General features: G+C 68.7%; 13 protein-coding genes. 10 read left to right on the plus strand and 3 right to left on the minus strand.

Translation table 11 applies throughout. The features are described 5' to 3' along the window. Positions 1-9: 9 nt before the first annotated feature. Genes nirB through AC4AMJ_RS05390 form a run of 4 tightly spaced genes read left to right on the plus strand, consistent with a single transcriptional unit; the run spans position 10 to position 4,872 of the window. The gene (gene nirB / locus AC4AMJ_RS05375) at positions 10-2,532 is read left to right on the plus strand and encodes a nitrite reductase large subunit NirB (RefSeq protein WP_489918378.1); all 2,523 of its coding nucleotides are present in this window, start codon (positions 10-12) and stop codon (positions 2,530-2,532) included. Further along, positions 2,529-2,960, plus strand: a complete 432-nt coding sequence (gene nirD, locus AC4AMJ_RS05380) for a nitrite reductase small subunit NirD (RefSeq protein WP_489917455.1) — start codon at positions 2,529-2,531, stop codon at positions 2,958-2,960. The genes nirB and nirD overlap by 4 nt, the downstream gene beginning before the upstream one ends. Then, positions 2,957-4,132 (plus strand): uroporphyrinogen-III synthase, encoded by a 1,176-nt coding sequence (locus AC4AMJ_RS05385; RefSeq protein WP_489896599.1) that lies wholly within the window; start codon positions 2,957-2,959, stop codon positions 4,130-4,132. The genes nirD and AC4AMJ_RS05385 overlap by 4 nt, the downstream gene beginning before the upstream one ends. Beyond that, positions 4,129-4,872 carry a sirohydrochlorin chelatase gene (locus tag AC4AMJ_RS05390; RefSeq protein ID WP_489896598.1) on the plus strand — a complete coding sequence of 248 codons (744 nt, stop codon included), beginning with the start codon at positions 4,129-4,131 and terminating at the stop codon, positions 4,870-4,872. Before AC4AMJ_RS05385 ends, AC4AMJ_RS05390 begins: the two co-directional genes overlap by 4 nt. A 215-nt stretch (positions 4,873-5,087) precedes the next feature. Here the strand turns inward: AC4AMJ_RS05390 and AC4AMJ_RS05395 are convergent, their stop codons facing one another. Genes AC4AMJ_RS05395 through AC4AMJ_RS05405 form a run of 3 tightly spaced genes read right to left on the minus strand, consistent with a single transcriptional unit; the run spans position 5,088 to position 7,558 of the window. Beyond that, positions 5,088-5,390: an MGMT family protein gene (locus AC4AMJ_RS05395; RefSeq protein ID WP_489896597.1), complete on the minus strand. Its 303-nt coding sequence runs from the start codon at positions 5,388-5,390 to the stop codon at positions 5,088-5,090. A gap of 2 nt (positions 5,391-5,392) precedes the next feature. Beyond that, entirely contained in the window at positions 5,393-6,193 is an 801-nt protein-coding gene (locus AC4AMJ_RS05400) for an alpha/beta hydrolase (RefSeq protein WP_489917456.1), read from the minus strand. Between the two features lie 57 nt (positions 6,194-6,250). Further along, positions 6,251-7,558, minus strand: coding sequence for an MFS transporter (locus AC4AMJ_RS05405; RefSeq protein WP_489896595.1), 1,308 nt, complete (start codon positions 7,556-7,558; stop codon positions 6,251-6,253). A gap of 208 nt (positions 7,559-7,766) precedes the next feature. Between AC4AMJ_RS05405 and AC4AMJ_RS05410 the strand changes: the two genes are divergently transcribed. The 6 genes from AC4AMJ_RS05410 (at position 7,767) to AC4AMJ_RS05435 (ending at position 19,253) form a co-directional block, all read left to right on the plus strand. Then, on the plus strand, positions 7,767-11,255 hold the full coding sequence (locus AC4AMJ_RS05410) for an ATP-dependent helicase (protein WP_489917457.1): 3,489 nt from the start codon (positions 7,767-7,769) through the stop codon (positions 11,253-11,255). Continuing rightward, positions 11,248-14,667 (plus strand): ATP-dependent helicase, encoded by a 3,420-nt coding sequence (locus tag AC4AMJ_RS05415; RefSeq protein ID WP_489917458.1) that lies wholly within the window; start codon positions 11,248-11,250, stop codon positions 14,665-14,667. Before AC4AMJ_RS05410 ends, AC4AMJ_RS05415 begins: the two co-directional genes overlap by 8 nt. Positions 14,668-14,709: 42 nt before the next feature. Beyond that, the gene (locus AC4AMJ_RS05420; protein ID WP_489896592.1) at positions 14,710-15,780 is read left to right on the plus strand and encodes a potassium channel family protein; all 1,071 of its coding nucleotides are present in this window, start codon (positions 14,710-14,712) and stop codon (positions 15,778-15,780) included. Beyond that, positions 15,780-16,712 (plus strand): NAD(+) diphosphatase, encoded by a 933-nt coding sequence (nudC, locus tag AC4AMJ_RS05425; RefSeq protein WP_489896591.1) that lies wholly within the window; start codon positions 15,780-15,782, stop codon positions 16,710-16,712. The genes AC4AMJ_RS05420 and nudC overlap by 1 nt, the downstream gene beginning before the upstream one ends. An 83-nt stretch (positions 16,713-16,795) precedes the next feature. Beyond that, on the plus strand, positions 16,796-17,080 hold the full coding sequence (locus AC4AMJ_RS05430) for a mycoredoxin (RefSeq protein ID WP_489896590.1): 285 nt from the start codon (positions 16,796-16,798) through the stop codon (positions 17,078-17,080). 130 nt (positions 17,081-17,210) lie between these two features. Further along, positions 17,211-19,253 carry a UvrD-helicase domain-containing protein gene (locus AC4AMJ_RS05435; protein WP_489917459.1) on the plus strand — a complete coding sequence of 681 codons (2,043 nt, stop codon included), beginning with the start codon at positions 17,211-17,213 and terminating at the stop codon, positions 19,251-19,253. Positions 19,254-19,315 lie beyond the last annotated feature (62 nt).

Consider the following 19,315-nt stretch of genomic DNA (forward strand, 5'->3'; position numbering starts at 1 on the left):
GGCCACGGCATGGTGGGTCACCGCTTCGTCCAGACGCTACGCAACCGTGACACCGACGGCACCTGGCGGATCGAGGTGGTCTCCGAAGAGGCCGACCCCGCATACGACCGTGTCGGCTTGTCATCCTATGTCGGCGCCTGGCAACGGGATTCGCTGGCGCTGGACGGCAACACCTACGCCGGCGACGAGCACGTGGTGACCCATCTCGGGGAGACGGTCACCGACATCGACCGCGCAGGGCATCGGGTGGTCACCACGTCCGGTCGCGAGATCGCCTACGACGCGCTCGTGCTGGCCACCGGCTCCTACGCGTTCGTTCCGCCGGTACCCGGCCACGACAACGAGAAGTGCTTCGTCTACCGCACGCTGGACGATCTGGACGCAATCCGGGCGACGGCCGATGCCGCCGGTCCGGGGGCCCCCGGAATCGTCGTCGGCGGCGGTCTGCTCGGACTGGAGGCCGCCAACGCGCTCAAGCTGATGGGTATGACGCCGCACGTGGTGGAGTTCGCGCCGCGACTCATGCCGATGCAGGTCGACGAGGGCGGTGGGGCGGTCTTGAAGTCCCTGGTCACCGACCTCGGGCTGACGGTGCACACCGGTGTCGGCACCGCTGACATCGCCGACGGTGAATCCGGTGGGCTGCGCGTGACACTCAGCGACGACACCGAGTTGGATGCGGCGCTGGTGGTGTTCTCGGCGGGTGTCCGGCCCCGCGATCAGGTGGCTCGCGAGGCCGGGCTGGCAGTCGCCGAACGTGGCGGCGTGCTGGTGGACACCGCGTGCCGCACCGACGACCCGGACATCTATGCGATCGGTGAGGTCGCGGCGGTCGAGGGGCGTTGCTACGGGCTCGTCGCCCCCGGCTACAGCACTGCCGAGGTGGTGGCCGACCAGCTCCTCGGCGAGCAGTCCACATTCCCGGGCGCCGACATGTCGACCAAGCTCAAACTCCTCGGCGTCGACGTCGCCAGCTTCGGTGACGCGATGGCGACCACCGAGAACGCGCTGGAGATCGTCTACCACGACGCGGTGGCCGGACGCTACGCGAAGGTGGTGGTCTCCGACGACGCCACGACGCTGCTCGGCGGCATCCTGGTGGGTGATGCGTCCGCGTACGCGATGCTCAAGCCGATGGTGGGCCGGGAGATCCCCGGTGACCCGGCGGCGCTGATCGCTCCGGCGGCCGGGCCCGGTATGGGCATCGACGCCCTGCCCGACGACGCCGAGATCTGTTCGTGCAACGGGGTGTCGAAGGGCGCCATCTGCTCGGCGATCGCCGACGGTGCCTGCGAGATCGCCGACATCAAGAAGGCGACCTGTGCCGGCACCACCTGTGGTGGCTGTCTGCCGAGCATCAAGTCGCTGCTCGCGGCGTCCGGCGTCGAGCTGTCGAAGGCCCTGTGTGAGCACTTCGAGCACTCGCGTCGTGAACTGTTCGAGATCGTCTCGGTGACCGGTATCCGGACCTTCTCCGAACTCATCGAGCGGCACGGGACCGGACAGGGCTGCGACATCTGCAAGCCCACCGTGGCATCCATTCTGGCCTCGACCTCGAGCGATCACATCCTCGACGGTGAGCAGGCGGCACTGCAGGACACCAACGACCACTTCCTGGCGAACATGCAGAAGAACGGTTCGTACTCCGTCGTCCCGCGGATGCCGGGCGGCGAGGTGACCCCCGAACAGCTCATCGTGATCGGTGAGATCGCCCGCGACTTCGGGCTCTACACCAAGATCACCGGCGGGCAGCGTATCGATCTGTTCGGTGCGCGTGTGGATCAGCTACCCGAGATCTGGCGCCGGCTCGTCGACGCCGGAATGGAGTCGGGCCACGCCTACGGCAAGAGTCTGCGCACGGTGAAGAGCTGTGTCGGCTCCACCTGGTGTCGCTACGGCGTGCAGGACTCGGTGGGGATGGCGGTGCTGCTCGAGAAGCGATACCGGGGCCTTCGGTCGCCGCACAAGCTCAAGTTCGGTGTCTCGGGATGCGCACGGGAATGCGCCGAGGCGCGCGGAAAGGACGTCGGGGTGATCGCCACCGAGAACGGATGGAACCTCTACGTCGCCGGCAACGGTGGACAGAGTCCCAAGCACGCGCAACTGATCGCCAGCGGAGTGGATGACCGGACGCTGGTCGCCTACATTGATCGGTACCTGATGTTCTATATCCGCACCGCCGACCGTCTGCAGCGCACAGCGCCGTGGCTGGAATCCTTGGAGGGTGGACTCGATCATCTGCGTGCGGTGGTCTGTGACGACAGCCTCGGACTCGCGGCGGAACTCGAGGCGGACATGGAGCGCCACGTCGCGGGCTACCGCGACGAATGGGCCGCAGTTCTCGAGGACGAGGAAAAACTCAAGCGGTTCGTCTCGTTCGTCAATGCACCGGAGGTGGTCGACCCGACGATCCGTTTCAGCGAGGAAGACCGCAAGGTGCCGGTGCTGCTCGACATGCCGTCGATGCCCGTAGCCGGGGCAGACGATTCCGCAAACCACGATGCGATCGAACGTGAAGGAGTGCCGACATGACAGTCGCCCAGGAGTCCACGGCGAACGAACCCGGTGGGGTGACCCATCCCGATGTGATCCCGGGTCAGTGGGTCCGCGCATGTGTGCTGGCCGACCTTGCGGTCGGCCGTGGGGTCGGAGTCCTCGGGCCCGAGTTCGAACAGGCTGCGTTGTTCCGGATCCCGGCACTGGAGACCGACCGCGAGGCGGTCCTCGGCCGCACCCGCCTGTATGCGATCGGCAACATCGATCCGTTTGCCCGTGCGGCGGTGCTCTCCCGCGGTGTCACCGGTGACCGTGCCGGTGAGCCGATCGTGGCGAGCCCGCTCGGCAAGCAGGTGTTCTCGTTGCGCACCGGCGTCTGCCTCGATGACGAGTCGATGTCGGTGCCCAGCTACGCCGTACATGTCATCGACGACATGGTCGAGGTGTACTTCCCTCACTCATGAGCAACAACAAACAGACGTCCGCCGACGACGCCGAGACGTTGCCCCTGGCGGGATTCACCATCGGGATAACCGCCGCCCGCCGAGCCGAGGAGTTCGCGGCCCTGTTGACCCGACGCGGTGCCGAGGTGATGGCCGCGCCGACGATACGTATCCTGCCGCTGGTCGACGACACGGAACTCGAGCACGTCACCGAGGAGATCATCGCCGACCCGCCCGAGCTGATGGTCGCGACCACGGGCATCGGATTCCGTGGTTGGGTGGAGGCCGCCGACGGGTGGGGCAGTGCCGAGCCGCTGATCCGCGCGTTGGACAAGAGTCGACTGATCGCCCGTGGACCGAAGGCCAAGGGGGCAATCCGCGCCGCGGGGCTCCGCGAGGAGTGGTCGCCGGAGAGCGAGTCCTCCTCGGAGGTGCTCGACCGGCTGCTCGACGAGGGCGTGGAGGGTGTCCGGATCGCGGTGCAGCTGCACGGGGCGACCACCGAGTGGGAGCCGCTGCCGGACTTCTGTGCGGTGCTGCGCGCCGCCGGGGCGAAGGTGATGCCGGTGCCGGTGTACCGCTGGAACATGCACCCCGACATCGACCGGATCGATCGGATGATCGGCGCGGTGATCCGCGGTGATCTCGACGCCATCACCTTCACCAGCGCGCCGGCCGCGGCATCGATCCTGACCCGGGCCAAGGAGCTCGGCAAACTCGCCCAGTTCGTGCACTCGATGCGCACTGCGGTGCCGGTGATGTGTGTCGGCTCGGTGACCGCGGGGCCGCTCGAGGCCCTGCAGATCCCGACCACCTACCCGAAACGGTATCGCCTCGGCGCACTGGCCCGGCTGATCACCGACGAACTACCACGGAGAAGTCACAACTTGCGAGTCCACGGACACGACACAGCAATTCGGGGGCAGGCCGTGGTGGTGGACGGTGTGGTCCGGGAGCTGTCGGCGACGAGCCTGATCCTGCTCAAATCGCTCGCCTCGGCACCCGGTCGTGTGGTCTCCCGCCAGGACCTGCTCGCCGGACTGCCGGGCGACAGTTCTGACACGCACGCCGTGGAGGTGGCCGTGGCCCGTCTGCGGAATGCCCTGGGTGACCCGAAGATGATCCAGACGGTGGTGAAGCGCGGATATCGCCTCGCCGTCGACCTGGAGTACGAGGGAGAGGACGTCGAATGAGGCATCGTGGCGAACGACCGGCACTGCCCGTCGGCGACCGCCTGCGCGAGATCAGCCCGGTGCTGGTTGCGCACGGAACGCGAAACCCGCACGGCATCACTGTGATCGCTCAGATCGCGGAAGCCGTCAGTGAGCGGATCGGAACCACCCGCACGGCGTTCGTCGACGTCCTCGGGCCGACTCCTACCGAGGTGATCGCCGACGTCGACCGACCGGCGGTGCTGGTCCCGGCTTTCCTCGCCTCGGGCTATCACGTTCGCAAGGACATCCCTGAACATGTGGCCGCCGCGGGACGCGAGGACACGGTGGTGACCCGTGCGCTCGGTCCCGACCCCGCCATCGCCGATGTGGCGCGCCTCCGGCTGGTGGAGGCGGGCTGGGAGCCGGGAGATGCCGTGGTGTTGGCCGCCGCCGGCTCGTCAGACGAAAGTGCTTGCTATCAAGTTCATCTCGCTGCTCGGCAGCTCGAGTCGATCATCGGCGGGCGGGTCGAGGTCGGTTTCATCACCACGGCGTCACCGTCGGTACCCGAAGCCGTGGAGCGTGCCTCGCGACGCGGGCGGCGGGTGGTGATCGCCAGCTATCTGTTGGCGCCCGGCCTCTTTCACAACAGACTGCACACCTACGGCGCGGACGCGGTCGCTGCTCCGCTCGGCGCGGACCGCCGCATCGTCGACCTCATCGAGACGCGGATGCGGGCCGCCGTGAGCCCCTACCGGCGGCGGGCAGTTCGGCGCTGAGCGATTCCGCTGTCCGACCAGCGGTCTCGATACGGTGCTCGCCTGGCGGCTCGCGCCTACTCGACCAGCGGTCTCGATACGGTGCTCGCCTGGCGGCTCGCGCCTACTCGACCAGCGGGCGGCGTGACGTGTGTCGGTGGAGTGTCTGTGCTTCGCTGGTCGAGTAGTCGCGAACGGAGTGAGTGGGCGTATCGAGACCATCGAGCCCGATTCGATCAGGCGTCCGGCGTCCAACGGCAGCGCCGCAGCGCGATCCGGCCGTTCTCGATCGGAACGCCCTCGGCCCCAAGGCGTTCCAACTGTCTGGTGGCCAGGTGCGGGGCAGGCCTCCCGGATGCTGGGACAACGCGATGCCAGGGCAGGTCACCGGAGTCGGTGCGCATGATCCACCCCACGATGCGTGGGCTGGACAGGCCGACCGCATGGGCCAGGTCGCCGTAGGTGGTCACCTGCCCTGGCGGGATCGCGGCGACGAGCGCTCGCACCTGCTCGACGTCGGCATCGCTGACCGCTGCCACGGTCAGCGAGTCCCGACCATTGCCCGGACACTGCGGGCGGTGAGTTGTGGCTCCAGAAACGGGACCATGTGTCCGCAATCGGCGTGCACGATCTCCACGCTGTCGCTGCGTTCGGCGGCGCATGCCTCCAGGAAGGCCGGACCGACGAACGGCGGGTCGACCTGATCGGCGACCACGATCGTCGTAGGCAGACCCGGAGGCGGCAGGGCGAATTCCCGGGCCATCTCACCCCACGCGGCCGCCGCGCCGGCGGCGCTGACCCGCCAACCCACCCGGCCCTGGTCGAGGCCGATGAGATGATTCTCGATCTCCTTGTCCAGCAATATCTCCGGGACCTCGGCCCAGCCCTCGCCACGCTTCGCCGCGCGGGCGGCATCGGCGTCGGGATAGTCCCAGTGCGCGAGACTGTCGGTGGCCACCTCCAGTGCCCAGCTCGGATCGAGACCCTGTGCCGGGTCCAACAACACCAGCGCGCGAACAGCCGATACGCCCAGCCGCCGCGCGAGACGGATCGCGATCGCGCCACCGAAGGAGTGGCCGACGATGACGAACGGACGAGCCGATGCCGGTATGTACTCGTCGACCACCTCCGTCAGCGCATCCACATGCTCGGTGAACGACCACGGGGGCTCCCACGGCGAGTGGCCGTGCCCGAGTAGGTCGGGCGCGATCACACGCAGATCCGGCAGGTGGTCGGTGGCCAACGATTCCCATCGTCGACCGTGGCCGGTCAGGCCATGGACGGCCAGGACGTGCGGCACATCTGTGGAGTCCGGACCGAACGCATACGTCGTCAGCGTCATGCCGCCATCCTGCCGCACCCGCGCCGAACGCCGCGGTCCCGGGCCGTGTCGCCGGGTTCAGCGTGCGCCCTTCACCCGGTGGATGGCGATGGCGCCCAGCAGTGCGAAGATCGCCGACGCCAGGTACAGCGTGACGAAGTTCCCGTCCGGTCCCGCGGTGTAGACGCCGAACGCGGGTATCGCGAGAAAGGCCGGCGCGATCGCCGGGGACAGCGCCGGCGGCACGGTGTTGGCGACGTTGAACAGACCCATCGCGCGGGCGGAGTCGTCGGTGTCCGGGATGACCTCGGTGACGAGGGCGAGATCGACTGCGAGATAGATTCCTTCACCGATCCCGGTGACCGCCATGCCGATCAGGAACAGCGGCAGCGAATGCGCGAGCGCGATCGCCACCATACCGAGTGCGTAGATCGATGCGCCGGCGGCCACGAAGATCTTCCGTCGTCCGATTCGGTCCGAGAGCGATCCGGCGATCGGGCTGAACACGAAGGTGAACGCGTAATGGACGAGCGTGGAGACCGCGACGATGCCGGCGACCGACGCCATGGTGTAGTGCAGTTGGTTCACCAGGTAGAGCACCTGATAGCCGACCAGAATCGCGGTCCCCATGAAGAGCAGGAACCGACTCAGCCACGTCCACCCGAAGTCGGGGTGTCTGCGCGGACTGATCCAGTAGCTGCGCACCATCGCGGACATCGTCAATCGCGGAAGTGCCTCGGCGGCTTCGGGACTCAGACGCCGATCGTCGAGTACCCGAAGCAGGAATCCCGCACCGACGACCATGAACACGCACGGTCCGACGAACATCGCCAGTGGTCCGTACCGCGACAGGATCGGCATGAGCGCTGCGCCCGCGACCGCGCCGACAGGGACACACATGCCTGCGAGGCCGGCCACTCGGCCACGCTGGTCCGCCGGCACCTGGTCGGGCAGGATCGCCATCAACGCGGCGAGCACCGCGAACGCGCCGGCGATGCCGATCAGGTAGCCGATGAGGATTCCGGGTATCGAGTTCGACAGCGCGAGCAGTCCGAACCCGGCGACGGAGACGGTGGTGCCGCCGACGATCCAGGGGGTGCGCATGCCGAATCGTGAACGGGTGCGGTCACTCAGCGCGCCCACGATCGGGTTGGTCAGCAGTGCGACCACACCGCCGGCGCCCAGCACGAGCGAGAGCGCCCGGGCCCGTTCGCCCTCGGGCAGCACATCACTGATACGCAGGGACATGGAGACGATCGGCGGGGTCAGGTAGGCGAGCCAGAAGCCCACGTACGTCAGCAGGAACGCGATCAACAGCTTGGTGCTGATCGGCGCCGCGGTCGCGGCCGGCGGTGTGGCGACCGGGTCGGATGGGCGGCTTGTCATCGGCTCCACGAATTCTGGCATCGTGCGTGTGACCTCCGGGATATCTCGCTACGAATGTGATGCGAGCCATTGTCGGCAGGGTGGGAGGTGTCGAGGAAGACGAATCTCTCGATGGTGGATATAGACGGCATCTATGCCAGAGAGGCTGCCCGTCTGGTCCGACGGCGCCTCGCCGGATGGTGTCAGCGGCGCGTGATTCCATGGTCACATGGCCAGACGCAGTGACGACCACCGCGGAGTGGACGCACATCGCCGCGCCACCGGTGGCACCGCACTGCGTACCCGGTTGATCGCGACGCGAGCCGCCGACGACGGTGAACGAACCTGGCCCGCCGAGGTCGCCGCCGTCATCGAAGGATCGGCATCGGCGGATCCGGGGCAGCCGTGGTCGCCGGTGCGGGTGCACGGTGGACCCGGGACCGGGAAGTCCTCGCTGATCGTCGATGCCGCCGTCGCGCGGTTGCTGCGAGCGGACGTCGACCCCGAGTCGGTGCTGGTGCTGGCCGCATCGCGGCGTGCGGCGGCATCACTGCGGGAGCAGATCACCCGCCGGGTGCTGTCCGCCACGGCGGGAACCGGATCGAGCGGCGATGCGGATGCGCTCGCCGACGACAGTCGCGCGTTGCGGGAACCCCTGGTACGGACAGTTCACTCCTACGCCTTCGCGATCCTGCGGCTGCAGGCGAGCGCGCATGGCAACCCGCCGCCCAGGTTGATCACCGGTTCCGAGCAGGACATGGTGTTGCGCGAGTTGCTCGCCGGTGATGTCGAGGACGGTGCCGGCCACTGGCCCGAACGCCTGCGTCCCGCGCTCGGTACCGCAGGCTTCGCGCAGGCACTGCGTGACCTGATGATGCGGGCGGCCGAGCGTGGCGTGGGACCCGAGGAGTTGACGGCGCTCGGGCGTGAACATCGGCGACCGGAATGGGTGGCGGCGGGCCGTGCCTACGCACAGTACGAGCAGAACATGTTGCTCCGCGGCTCGGTGGGTGCCGACGCGCCCGGCGCATCCGCTCCGGCGGTGGACGCCGCCGAGCTCATCGGATCGGCGTTGTCGGCGTTCGCGACCGACCCCGAACTGCTGGCCGGCCAGCGCCGTCGGATTCGCCATCTCCTGGTCGACGACGCGCAGCACCTCGACCCGCAGGCGGCCGCGCTCGTGACCCTGGTCGGTACCGGTACCGACTCGACGGTCATCGCCGCGGACACCGATCAATCCGTGTATGGGTTCCGGGGTGCGAGCCCCCGATTCGCCGACGGACTCGCCGAACCCACATCGGAGCGGGACATTCTGCTGGACACGACGTTTCGCAGTCATCCCGAGATCGCGGCAGTCGGGGCAGCGCTGGTGTCCCGGCTCCCCGGAGCTCGTCCGCATCCGTATCCCGCACCCGCCGACGACGCTACCTCCCGGGCGCCGGATGGCACGTCCGGCGGAGCCGAGGTCAAGGTGTTCAGCTCGGCCGCCAAGGAGGCCACCGCCGTCGCCGACCTGCTCCGCCGGGCTCATCTGTTCGAGAAGACACCGTGGTCGCGGATGGCGGTTGTCGTGCGGTCGGTGCCACTGGCGCTGCCTGCGTTGCGCCGCGCCTTCCGGTCCGCAGGCGTCCCGGTGACCACACCGACGAGTGATCTGCCGCTGCATCGGCAGCGGGCGGTGGCCGCACTGATGCAGGTGTTGCGGGCCGTCGCGGCACGGGAGCTGCCCGATGCCGCCGCGGCCGACGAGTTCACCATCGACGACGCCGTCGCACTGCTGTCCGGCCCGATCGGCGGCGCCGACCCGGGCGCCATGCGGCGACTGCGACGAGGCGTGCGGCGGCTCGACGAACGCGGAGGTGGCGGCGCGGCCACGGATTCTCTGGTCGCGTTGCGTCGAGCGCTCCTCGACCGTGAGGCCGCAGCGCATTATGTCGCCGAGCTCACCGAAGCCGAGGCGAAACCTCTCGTGCGGGCCCTCGAGGTCGTCGACGCCGCCGATCGCGTGCACCGTGAGCGCCGTGGTGTGGAGGACACCCTCTGGGCCGCATGGCAGTCGACCGGCCTGGAACGACGATGGGCGGCCAGTGCGATACGTGGTGGACCGGCCGGTGAACAGGCCGATCGTGACCTCGACGCCGTGATGGCGATGTTCGAGGCGGCGGCCAACTTCGTCGACACCCTGCCCGCCGCCGGGCCCGCGGGTTTCGTGCGCTACCTCGCCGCGCTCCAGATCCCCCGGGACAGTCGTCTCGCGGGCGCCGCGGGCGACGCGGTCACCGTCCTGTCGGCGCATGCCGCGGCGGGCCGCGAGTGGGATGTCGTCGCGGTGGCCGGCGTGCTCGACGGATTGTGGCCGTCGCTGCGCAGTCGTGGCAGCGTGCTCGCGACCGGCCAACTCGTCGACCTCCTCGACGGGGTCGACCCCGAGGCGCTCGACACGGTGGCGCGTTCGACGTCGGCGCTCGCCGACGAGCGTCGGCTGCTGCTGGTGGCGTGCACGCGCGCGCGACGTCGGCTGCTGGTGACCGCGGTGGAGGACGGTAGCGGTGACGCATCGCCCTCGCGGTTCGTCGCGGAGATCGCGGATGCGATCGCGGCGCGGCACGGACTGTCGTCAGGAGATCCGGTCGAGGCCGCGGAGTCCGGGTTACCCGAACTACCTCTCGATCCCGGTGTCGGTCGGGTGTTGTCGTTGCCGTCGTTGATCGCGACCTTGCGCTCGGTTGTGGTCAGCGGGTCGGACGGGCTCGAACAGGGCGCGCCGGCCGATCGACGCACGCGTGCGGCCGCCGAGCTGCTCGCGCAACTCGCCGACTCCGACATTCCCGGTGCGGCACCGAAGGATTGGTTCGGCCTGGCGGGCCCGAGCACCCAGGCCGCGCTGTGGACCCCCGACCGCGGGCCGGTGACGCTGTCCCCGTCCAATGTCGAGTCGCTGACGCGGTGTTCGCTGCGGTGGGTGCTCGAACGGCACGGCGGGCGCGACGGGGACGGGACGCCGGCGTTGACCGGCAACCTCGTGCACACGTTGGTCCAGGCGGTTGCCGGCCAGATCGAGCCCGCCGAGGTGACCGCCGCCCTGCGTGGCATCTGGGATCGTGTCGACACCGGAGCTGCGTGGTATTCGGTGCGGGAACTCGAGCGTGCCGAGGCGATGCTGACGAATTTCCGTGACTGGCTGCGGATCTCGCGTGACGAGCTCTCCGAGGCCGGGGTGGAGGCGGAGATCGACGCGACCATCCCCGCCGACCGCGTGCCCGGCACCGACGCCGATCTGAAGCCCGGCGAGGTGCCGGTGCGGCTCCGGGGCCGGATCGACCGGCTGGAACGCGACCGGCAGGGCAGACCGGTGGTGGTGGACGTCAAGACCGCCAAGACCGCGATCTCGAAGGCCGATGCGGCCGACCACGCACAGTTGGCGACCTATCAGCTCGCGCTGGCGCTCGGCGGCACGGAGGGTGCCGGGTCGACCGAGCCTGGTGGGGGACGATTGGTGTACGTCTCGGCGGCCAACAAGAACACCGGCGCCACCGAGCGGGTACAGGGTCCGTTGTCTCCGGATCAGGTCGACGAGTGGATCGCGACGGTGCGTACCGCCGCGCGTGCCAGTGTGGGGCCGATGTTCGCCGCCACCCGTAACCCCGGCTGCGTCCACTGCACGCTGTCGACGAGTTGCCCTGCCCAACTGCGTGGGAAGACGGTGATCGATGACTGACGCGTCGCAGCGTCCGCAGATCTCCGCGGTGGCGATCGCCGCTGCGCTGGGGCTGCCGACACCGACTCCTGAGCAGGTGGCGGTGATCGAGGCACCGATGGAACCGTTGCTCGTCGTGGCCGGTGCCGGAGCCGGAAAGACCGAGACCATGGCGGCACGGGTCGTCTGGCTGGTCGCGAACGGCATGGTGGCTCCCGACGAGGTGCTCGGCCTCACGTTCACCCGCAAGGCCGCGAGCGAACTCGGTGCGCGCATCCGACGGCGACTGTCGATGCTGTCGGGCTCGCCGGCGTTGCGGCGGTGGGACCCCGATGGCGCCATCGCGGCATCCCTGAGTGGGGGCGACCCCGAGGTCAGCACCTACCACGCCTACGCGGGTCGGCTCATCGCCGACTACGGGCTGCTGTTGCCGGTGGAACCCAACTCGACGCTGCTGTCGGAGACCGAGTTATGGCAGATGGCGTTCTCGGTGGTGTCCAACTGGACCGGAGAGCTGCAGACCACAAAGGTGCCGTCGAGTGTCACCGAAGCGGTGCTGAAGCTCTACGGGGAGATGGCCGAACATCTCGTCGACGTCGACGATCTGCGTCGGGCCGGCGATGACCTGTACGGCCTGATCGAGACCCTGCCGAAGGGGCCCCGTCAGCGGGACACACCGACACAGGCGTTGCTCAAGATCCGCGACGTCATCGACGAGCGCCGCGAGCTCATCCCGATGGTCATCGCGCTGGCCGAGACGATGCGTGCGGCGACCGCCCTGGACTTCGGCAGTCAGATGTCACTCGCGGCACAGCTCGTCATGCGCAATCCGGAAGTGGTTGCTGCTGAGCGCGATTCATTCCGTGCGGTGCTGCTCGACGAATATCAGGACACCGGACATTCGCAGCGTGTCCTGCTGGCCACCCTGTTCGGGGTCGCGCCGGCCGCCGTGCGCGGCAGCGGACACCGCCCGCAGCAGGGCTCGGTCGCGGTGACGGCGGTCGGCGATCCGATCCAGTCGATCTACGGCTGGCGAGGCGCATCGGCGGCCAACCTGCCGCGGTTCACCGACGACTTCCGTCAGGCGGACTCCTCGCCGGCCGTCCGGCTGGAATTGCTGACGAGCTGGCGCAATTCGGTTCATGCGCTGCGGCTGGCCAACGAGACGTCGGAGGAACTCCGGCGCCGCGGCATCCCGGTGAGTGTGCTGCGGCCGCGCCCGGATGCCCCGCTCGGCACCGTCGATCTTGCACTGACCGAGACCGTCGTCGACGAACGACGTTGGATCGCCGACCATGTCGAGCAGCTCTATCGGGCCGCCGAGGACGCCGGCGAGAACCCGCCGACCACGGCGATCCTGGTGCGGCGCAACGACGACTCCGCACCGCTGGCGGCCGAACTCGAGAGCCGCGGCATACCCGCCGAGGTGGTCGGCATCGGTGGGCTGCTGCACGTTCCGGAGATCGAGGACATCGTCGCGATGCTGCGGGTCATCGCCGACCCGATGGCCGGTACCGCGGCGATGCGGCTGCTGACCGGCGCGCGATGGCAGCTCGGTGCCGCTGACCTGGCCGCCCTGTGGCGGCGCGCCACCGAACTCGCGGCCGTCGAGTTCACCGCGTCGAACGGGGTGGTGGCATCGCGGGAGGAACTCGACGATGCCCTCGATGCGGTGCTGCCGACCGAGATCGTCGACCGGGCGGGGATCGCCGATGCCATCGTCGACCCCGGCGAGCCGCATCGCTACAGCCCGGAGGGATTCGCCCGGATCCGGGCGTTCGGGGCCCAACTCGAGTCGCTCCGTCGGCGAATCGGCCAGCCGCTGCCCGAACTCGTCGCCGACGTGGAACACACGATCGGTGTCGCCGTGGAGGCCCAGATCCGGGCCCATCGGATGCGCGGCGCGATCACCGGTCGCGAACATCTCGACGCCTTCGCCGACTACGTCACCTCCTACGCGGACCGCCAGGGTGCGAATCTCCCTGGCCTGCTGGCCTTCCTGGACACGGCGGAGACCATCGAGAAGGGCCTGGAACCCGGCCGGATCGAGGTTGCCGAGCAGCGCGTGCAGATCCTGACGGTGCATGCGGCCAAGGGGCTCGAATGGGAGGTCGTCGTGCTGCCGCACCTGTGCGAGAACATCTTCCCGGGCGGCCGCGCCGACTCGACATGGCTGGGTAGCGCCAAGGAGTTGCCGGCGGAGTTGCGCGGCGATCTCGCCGACGGGATCAACAGTGAGGGCTTCCCGGCGCTGGACCTCCGGTCGGTCGCGGACCGCAAGGAACTCGAGGTGGCACTGACCGAGCACAAGGAGGCGATCGGGCAACGTCGGCTCGAGGAGGACCGCCGGCTGCTCTACGTCGCGCTCACCCGCGCGAAGCGATCGCTGCTGATCTCGGCGCACCACTGGTCGGAGACCGGGGACAAGCCGCGCGGCGGTTCGCCGTTCTTCGAGGAGATCCGGACGATCGTCACCGCGGCGATCGCCGATCCGGGGACCGATTCGACGGGTCTGGCCATCGACGTCGACACCCCCGATCCGCCCGCGGACGCGACGAACCCGTTGGCCGACGAGATCATCTCCGCCGCATGGCCCGCCGACCCGCTGGGAGAGCGTCGCGACGCGCTGGATACGGCGGCACGCATGGTCACCGAGGCGATCGCCGAACGTGATGCCCCGGCGCTGTTCGAAGTCCCCTCCGACACCGGGAGGGGGAGCGAACCTGCTCTGTTCGACGCAGCGCACCAGGAGTCCGACGATGATGAGGAGATCGCCGCGTGGCGGTCGGAGGTCGTCGCGTTGCTCGCCGAGCATCACCGGACCAACCAGGCCGAGGTCGACGTGGAATTGCCCACGCACCTGTCGGTCAGCCAGCTCGTCGAACTCGATGCCGACGAAGGGGCTTTTGCGCGGCGACTGCGCCGTCCCACACCGTTCGCACCGAACCCGACGGCTCGTCGCGGCACCGCCTTCCACGCCTGGGTGGAGCGCTGGTTCGGCGCCACCCGGCTGCTCGACATCGACGAGCTCCCCGGCGCCGCCGACGCGACAGCCGTCCCGGACGCCGACCTCGACGCCCTGCGCGACGCGTTCCTCTCCTCGCGGTGGGCGCAGCGCAGCCCCACGGAGGTGGAGGTGCCGTTCGAGACCGTGATCGGGCCGACCGTGATCCGAGGCCGGATCGATGCCGTGTTCGCCGAACCCGACGGCGGCTGGCTGGTGGTGGACTGGAAGACCGGTTCAGTACCCGAACCGGCGCGACGCGAATCCCTGTTCGTCCAGCTCGCCGCCTACCGGATCGCGTGGGCGCAGCTGGCCGGTGTACCGGTGGAGAAGGTGCGTGCGGCCTTCCACTACGTACGGTCGGGATTCACGCTGGAACCCGACGATCTGCCGGACCGTGCGGCACTCGGCGCACTGCTCGCGAAATAGGCTACATTCGGCTCTTGTGAAGCAACGTCGGGCGCGATATTGATGGCCAAGCGTGGTTTCCGCAGTCGCCTGCGGGGTGAGCAACTCAATGACCGGCCCGACTACGCACTCGTCGGCGTCGTCAGAATCCCCGAACTGCAGCAGAGTCCGGGGCGCGCCATCGGCAAGCGGGTCGTCTTCGCGGTGTTCGCGCTGTTCGCAACCGCGATCATCGTCTACCTCGACCGTGACGGCTATCGCGATGTGCAGGACGATCCGCTGTCGTTTCTCGACGCGATGTACTACTCGGCGGTCACCTTGTCGACGACCGGCTACGGTGACATCACACCCCTCAGCGAGTCTGCGCGGTTGATCAACCTGCTCATCATCACGCCGTTGAGGGTGTTGTTCCTGATCGTCTTGATCGGAACGACCCTCGAGGTGCTCACCGAGCGGTCCCGTCAGGCACTCAAGATCCAGCGGTGGAGGAACAGCGTGCGTAATCACACGGTCGTCATCGGTTTCGGCACCAAGGGGCGGACCGCCGTCGACGCGATGGTCGGCGACGGCACCAAGCCCTCCGAGATCGTCGTCGTCGACTCGAATCCGGACGTCCTGGAGGCCGCCGCGGCCGAAGGACTCGTCACGGTCCGCGGCGACGCCACCAAGTCGGACGTACTCCGGTTGGCCGGCGTCGGGCACGCGGCCAGCATCGTGGTCGCGGCCAATCGCGATGACACCGCGGTGCTCGCCACGTTGACCGCGCGCGAACTGAACCCGCGCGCGAAGATCGTGGCGTCGATCCGTGAGTCGGAGAACACGCACCTGATGCGGCAGTCCGGCGCCAATTCGGTGGTGGTGTCGTCGGAGACCGCCGGACGCCTGCTCGGCATCGCGACCATGACACCGTCCGTGGTCGAGGTCATCGAAGACCTGCTGACACCGGACGCCGGCTACGCGATCGCCGAGCGAGAGGTCGACCCGACCGAGACCGGCGGCTCGCCGGCACACACCCGGGACATCGTGCTCGGCGTGGTACGCAACGGCGTGCTACATCGCGTCGACGACAGCGTGGTCGAACAGATCGAAGTCGGCGATCGCCTGCTCTACGTGCGAAAGGGGCCTTCGGACTGATGGCGGACTTCGTATTCGATCAACCGCCGCTGCTGTCGCGGGCGACCTTCGATCGAGCCGACGAGATCCGCGACGACCCCGCTCGGATGCACTCCGGATGGGCCGGGGCCCGTGTGCTCCAGATCGACGCACAGGGTCGATATCCGGTGGCCGACGGCGGTGGGCTGCGGTGGATCGAGGCGCCCTCGTTCGGCGCCGAACCGCTGCCGGATGCGGTGTTCCTCGGCGTCTCGGGAACCGACCTGTGGGCACTGCGGGTCGACGAATTCGACGGCCCCGGCGACGACCCGCGGCGCGGCGCGCACGGGCTCTCCGCCGACGAGGCCGGACTCCTCGCCACCGCCCTGGGCATCCTGAACTGGCATGCGACGGCACGGTTCTCGCCGATCGACGGCTCGCCGACCGAACCTGCGAGAGGGGGCTGGGTCCGGCGTCACGCCGCGACGGGCAGGGATGAGTTCCCGCGGACCGATCCGGCCATCATCACGGTCGTGCACGACGGCGGCGACCGCGTGCTGCTCGGGCGGCAGGCCATCTGGCCGGAAGGGTGGTTCTCGACCCTGGCGGGTTTTGTGGAACCCGGCGAATCGTTGGAACAATGCGTCCGGCGCGAGGTGCACGAGGAGGTCGGCATCACCGTGACCGACGCCCGCTACCTGGGCAGTCAGCCGTGGCCGTTCCCGCGGTCGTTGATGCTGGGCTTCGCGGCGGTCGGTGATCCGTCCGAGCCGCTGGCATTCCTCGACGGAGAGATCGGGGATGCGGCATGGTTCGATCGCGCCGAGGTCATCGAGGCACTCGAAGAAGGTGGCGAGTGGGTGCGCGGCGACGGCTCGGTCGGCACGGGAACCGATGACCGTCGACTCCGCCTGCCCGGATCGATCTCCATCGCGCGTGCGCTGATCTCCGCCTGGGCATACGCCGAGCGTTGACACCCGAACCTGGCCGCTCGGGTTTTCAGGCTCAGAGCGGTTCGACTGGGAACAGTCGCAGGATCCGTGCTGTTATTGGTGGCATGAGCAATGTGATCGATGATGATGCCTCTGCCCGGGTCTCCGAAACAGGTGAGCTGACGATGTACACCACCAGCTGGTGTGGCTACTGTTCGAGGCTCAAGGTGGGTCTCAAGAGCCTCGGCCTGTCCTGGCAGGAGGTCGACATCGAGCTCAACCCGGACGCCGCCGATTTCGTCGGCAGCGTCAACGACGGGAACCACGTGGTGCCGACCGTGCTGTACGCCGACGGCACGACCGCCACCAACCCCTCGATCGCGGAGGTCAAGGCCAAGCTGGGCGTCTGACCCCCCGAAGTCGGCTTCTGCGCTCCGCGAGCTCACCTGCCCGCTGAGCGAGCCCGCGTCTGTCGACAGGCCGCCGCGGCGCTGTGGATGGGGAACGAGCGCTGTCGGCGGGCGGTGGCATAGTGAACCGGTGCCCGATCCACACCGCATCCTCGACGGTCTCGACCCCGAGCAGCAGCGGGCGGTGTTGGCGCCCCGGGGACCGGTCTGTGTACTCGCAGGTGCGGGAACCGGCAAGACGCGGACCATCACCCGCCGCATCGCGCATCTGATCGACAGTGGGCAGGTCAGCCCCGGGCAGGTGCTCGCGGTCACGTTCACGACCCGGGCGGCGGGGGAGATGCGTGCCCGGCTGCGCTCGCTGGACATCGCCGGTCCCGGCAATGCCGTTCAGGCGCAGACATTTCACGCCGCGGCGATGCGTCAACTCCGGTACTTCTGGCCGCGTGGACTGACCTGGGAGCTCCTCGATCACAAACTCCCCGTGGTGGCCCGCGCCGCCGGCCACGTGGGTATCACGACGTCGAGCGAGACGTTGCGCGACCTGGCATCGGAGATCGAATGGGCCAAGGGATCGCTGATCGGGCCGGCGGACTACGCGACAGCCGCCAGCGAGGCGGACCGCGACGTCCCGTTCCCGCACGACGTCGTCGCATCCGTGTTCGAGACGTACGAGAGCGCCAAGCGCGACGGTTCGCATCTGCTGCTCGACTTCGACGACCTGATCATCTACGCCGGTGAACTGCTGCGCGAGCCGGAGGCGGCAACCGATTTCCGTTCGCGCTACCGGTGTTTCGTCGTCGACGAGTACCAGGACATCACGCCCGTCCAGCAACAACTGCTCGATGCCTGGCTGGGGGAGCGCGACAACCTCACCGTCGTCGGGGACGCGAACCAGACCATCTACTCGTTTGCCGGGGCGACCGCGAAGTACCTGCTGGATTTCACCCGACGCCATCCGGATGCCACGCTCGTGCGTCTCGAGCGGGACTACCGCTCGACTCCCGAGGTGGTGGGGTTGGCGAATCAGGTCATCGGCGCCGCCACCGAGCGTTCTCCGGGAACCCGGCTGGAACTCATCGGCCAGCGTGCCCGGGGTCCGGTGCCCCGGCCTGCCGAGTTCGCCGACGACCTGCGCGAGGCGCACGGGGTGGCCGCGCAGATCAAGCACCTGATCAACGCGGGGACGGCACCGTCGGAGATCGCGGTGCTCTATCGCGTCAACGCGCAATCGGAGCGTTTCGAGGAGGCGCTCACCGAGGCCGGCATCCCGTATCAGGTTCGGGGGTCCGAGGCGTTCTTCACGCGAACCGAGATCGTGCAGGCCATGCGCAAACTCGCGGCGACCGCCGAGCGCGACGATCTCCCGGACGGGATAGAAACCGCGCGAGTGGTTCGCGCGGTCCTGGCGCCGCTCGGGCTGACGGAGGAGGAACCGGCGGGTCAACACGCCAAACTCCGCTGGTCCTCGCTGCACATGCTGATGTCGGTCGTCGACGAACTGCTCGTCGACGATCCGGGGATGACGCTGCAGCGGCTGGTGACCGAGCTGACCATGCGCGCCGAGGAACGGCACACGCCCGAGCATGCCGGCGTGACCCTCGCCTCACTGCACGCGGCGAAGGGTCTGGAGTGGGATGCGGTCTTCCTGGTCGGTCTGACCGAGGGGTCGGTTCCGATCACGCAGGCCATCGAGCGGGGCCGCGATGCCATCGAGGAGGAACGCCGCCTCTTCTACGTGGGCATCACCCGTGCACGGGAGCACCTGTATCTGTCGTGGAGTCTGTCCCGGTCCGGGGCCGCACGCGCCACCCGGCGTCGTACCCGTTTCCTCGACGGGATCGATCTCGATCCCCGTCGCAGTGGCCGCTGCACCGTGTGCGGCGCCGAGCTCGTCAACCCGGAATCCCGTGTGCGCGGACGGTGTGCGAGCTGCCGGATCGAGGACCGTGACGAGGGCCTGGTGTCGGCATTGCGCACGTGGCGCAGTGACCTTGCCCGAGTCCGTGGAGTCCGCGACATCGCGGTCCTCACCGACGCGATGCTCGAGGCGATCGCGGAACAGCGCCCGACCGATGTGCGGTCTCTCGGTGCCATCCCGGGCATCGGCCCGGTGAAACTCGAACAGTTCGGCGGCGAGCTCCTCGAACTCGTCAACAGCCGTCGGGATTGAGTCGCTGCATGAGCAGGCCAGGCATACGTCGAAACCCGCAGGTCAAAAATAGGTTGTGCGAT

Source organism: Gordonia sp. LMA484, from assembly GCF_058129505.1.